Source organism: Limnoraphis robusta BA-68 BA1, assembly GCF_034932365.1.
GTDB lineage: Bacteria > Cyanobacteriota > Cyanobacteriia > Cyanobacteriales > Microcoleaceae > Capilliphycus > Capilliphycus robustus.
In genome coordinates, this window is record NZ_JAYGHR010000076.1 from 89,862 (window position 1) to 93,498 (window position 3,637).

Consider the following 3,637-nt stretch of genomic DNA (forward strand, 5'->3'; position numbering starts at 1 on the left):
CCCTTTCTAAGGGGGATTTAGGGGGATAAACCTCAACGCAACCCCTCCAACACCTCATCTGTAAACGGATTTTTACCCTTTTTCAGCGACTCTATCCAACCTTTTCGCTGTGCTTTTTCCTTCTCATCATCCGTCCATTCAACGAACATTTCAAAATCCTTAATCGCCCCGTCAAAATCACCCGTTAACGCCCGGGCAACACCCCGACTATTAATATAATTTTCATTTTTAGGCGTAAGTTTAACGGCATTTTCACAAGCAAACATCACCTTCGACCCTTGTTTATTCAGGCTACCATTCCAACACAGTTTATTCCAATCCCAAGCATCTATTTTTAAATCAGCATCTAATTTTTGAGCCTTTTCAAACAGAACTAATGCCTCATCTATTTTACCATTTTCTGCTAAATTCTTTCCTTCCAAAATCGAAGCAATAGCATTAGCTTTATTGTCCGGGTTAAACGTTAAACTGGGGTCAAATTCTAACGCCGTTTTAAACGCTAAAATTGCTTCATCAACTTTATCCCTTTCTGCTAACGACTCTCCACTTCTCACTAAACTCGCTGCTGAACTTAAACTGAAATTAGGGTCAAGTTTAACAGCCTGTTTAAACTTAGAAACCGCTTCTTTAATTTTACCATTTGCTGCTGACTGTTCGCCCTGCAAAAACCAAGCCGTTGCCGAAGCTTCTACCCCACAAAGACGCCGTTCCTCCTCGGTGACATTGGGGTTATTTTTCAGGTAGTCACTCACCACTGTACAACCTTCTGCGATCAGGTCATCAAGATTAACCGTCAACAACTTCACCGTGTTGTCTAAACTCGCAGAAGCAATCATTTCCCCGTTGGGGCTAAATGCCACACCGTTGACAGAACTCTCATGCCCCTCAAATGTCTTGACCAAGATGCCCTCGGGGTTCCACAGTTTCACGGTATTGTCCACACTCGCAGAGGCAATCATTTCCCCATTCGGGCTAAATGCCACAGCGTAGACAGGACTCTCATGCCCCTGCAAAGTCTTCACAAAAGTGCCATCTAGCTTCCACAGTTTCACCGTCTTGTCCCCACCCGCAGTTGCAATCATTTCCCCATTCGGGCTAAATGCCACAGCGTTGACACCATTCTCATGCCCCTGCAAAGTCCTCACCAAGATGCCCTCGGGCTTCCACAGTTTCACGGTATTGTCAAAACTCGCAGAAGCAATCATTTCCCCATTCGGGCTAAATGCCACACCGTAGACCCAATTCTCATGCCCCTGTAAAGTCTGAACTAAAGTGCCATCGGGCTTCCACAGTTTCACGGTGTTGTCATAACTCGCAGAAGCAATCAATTCCCCGTTGGGGCTAAATGCCACACCGTAGACCCAATTCTCATGCCCTGATAGCGTCTTCACCAAAGTGCCATCGGGCTTCCACAGTTTCACGGTGTTGTCAGAACTCGCAGAGGCAATCATATCCCCATTCGGGCTAAATGCCACACCCAAGACAGGATTCTCATGCCCCTGCAATGTCTTCACCAAAGTGCCATCGGGCTTCCACAGTTTCACCGTGTTGTCCCGACTCCCAGAGGCAATCATATCCCCTTTCGGGCTAAATGCCACAGCGCTGACACCACTCTCATGCCCATTGATACTATTCTGTTCTTGGGGTCGGTCGAGAACTTGGTGAAGGACTGACATCACCGTCCCCTCTGTATTCTGTTTTGACCAGAGAGAAGTCGGTAATTTTTTCAACTCTTGGCTTGCTTTCAGTGCTTCTACAATTGATTGAAGTCCTTGCTTAGAGGAGAGTAATTCCTTTGCATTCGCACTGGTGAGGCGAACTTCTGTTAAGTTTAGATCGTTATGTGCTTGTTTGAGATAAAGAGCCGCTATCGTTGAAGTTAAACCCAATATTCCTATCGTAATCAAAGAAATCAGAGAAGCGCGTTTTTTTGCTTGTTTTAAAACATCATTAGCTTGTTTTAAAATCTCATTGGCTTGTTTTTCTGCGGCTAATGTCGCCTGAATTTCTCGTTTATCAAGTTGTTCACTGGCTGCCAAATACTGATAATCTTGGTCGCTCAAACTTTTGCCCGTTGCCCAGGTTTTCGCCTCAGTTAACGCTTCCCCTTTCAACAACCGGGACTCATCGGTTCGACCGGATTTTTCCCAAGCGTTAATGGCTGAGGCGTAGGGTCGTAATTTTGCCAGTTGTTCTTCGACCCAATTTAAGTTAAAAACCGCCTGATAAACCGAGTTATAAACCCGCAGTTTTCCCTGTGTTTGAACGACTAACCCCGTCAGTCTCAATATCATTTGTTCCGGGCTATTATCGGCGGGTATTTCTTTGTTTTGTAGGATTTGTTGATAGAGTCCTAATAAACGTCCGGTGCGTTTTTCTTCGGCTTTCAACAGGCGATCGCGTAGCGTCCTTAAATGTTCGGGATTGTCTTGATATTCCCACTGATTAATAATTTTCTCTCGCACCAATTCCGCCACCCAGTCAGCTTCATTTCCCGGTGTGATTTCGCCTGACTTTTCCCGAATTAGTTTACAAACTTTCTGGGTTAAAAAGGGTTGTCCGTTCGTCCAATACAACACCGCTTCTAACACCGCTTGGGGATTTTCAGTTAATGAAATAAACCCATTTTTTAGCGGTTCGGCTTCGTTTATTTGAAAGCCATTGAGTTCGATAGCGTGACCAATATTAAAAGGGGTTCGTCGTTGGTCTTGAATTAAATCAGAGGGTGTTGTTACGCCCAATAACGCAAAGGTTAAACGTTGATAAATGGGTTCATCGGCGCGTTTGTTGTAGCAGTCTCGAATAACAGCAAAAAAGTCATCAATATTAAAGGGTAAGCTGAGAATACTATCTATTTCGTCAATAAAAATAACTATATTTAGAGGAACAAGTGGTAAGAGTTTATCGCTAAAAAATTTACTAAATCTGCGAATAATAGACAGAGAGTTGAGACTTTCCCACCATTCCTCTAAATCAAAGATTTCGTAGAGGTCTAAATTATCTATTATCGCATCAATCACGCTCAAATACCACTGTTCCGGCGTAATATCAAACGTTCCAATTCCGGTAATATCTATTGCCACACAAGCAACATCTTCGCTTTGGAGTCGTTGCATTGTCCGCACTCTTAAGCTAGATTTCCCCATCTGACGACAGTTGAAAACATAGCAAAAATCACCGGCTTTTAGTTTATTATAAAAGATGTCATCGGCTTGTCTTTTTACATAGGTTGGGGCGTCTGGGGGTAGACTTCCTCCGACTTGATAGCTAAAATTCGACTCAGATGAATGAATCATTATATTAGTCCGGTTGATTAATGCGTGTTCTGGGACAGGGCGGGTTTTTTTAATTTAGTAATGGGTATCAGAGATGGTTTAGAACCCGCCCCTACATAATCATAATCGATTAATCGGACATGATCTAACTGTTTTTATTTCATCTGTAGGGGCGGGTTCTGTACAAATGTATGTTTCCCGCAAGTAACCTATATAAACCCCTTATTGCTGTTTGTATTTCATCTGTAGGGGCGGGTTCTGTACAAATGTATGTTTCCCGCAAGTAACCTATATAAACCCCTTATTGCTGTTTGTATTTCATCTGTAGGGGCGGGTTCTGTACAAATGTATGTTTCCCGCAA

1 protein-coding gene is annotated in these 3,637 nt (G+C 43.5%); it reads right to left on the reverse strand.

What is annotated here, in order from left to right; genetic code table 11:
- Positions 1–32: 32 nt before the first annotated feature.
- Complete coding sequence (locus VB836_RS22285; RefSeq protein WP_323222653.1) at positions 33–3,296, reverse strand: AAA-like domain-containing protein; 3,264 nt, start codon at positions 3,294–3,296, stop codon at positions 33–35.
- Between the last annotated feature and the right edge of the window lie 341 nt (positions 3,297–3,637).

What these genes read in the sequence shown, in the direction of transcription:
- VB836_RS22285 (WP_323222653.1), bottom strand. Translation starts at nt 3,296, where the DNA reads ATGATTCATTCATCTGAGTCGAATTTTAGCTATCAAGTCGGAGGAAGT.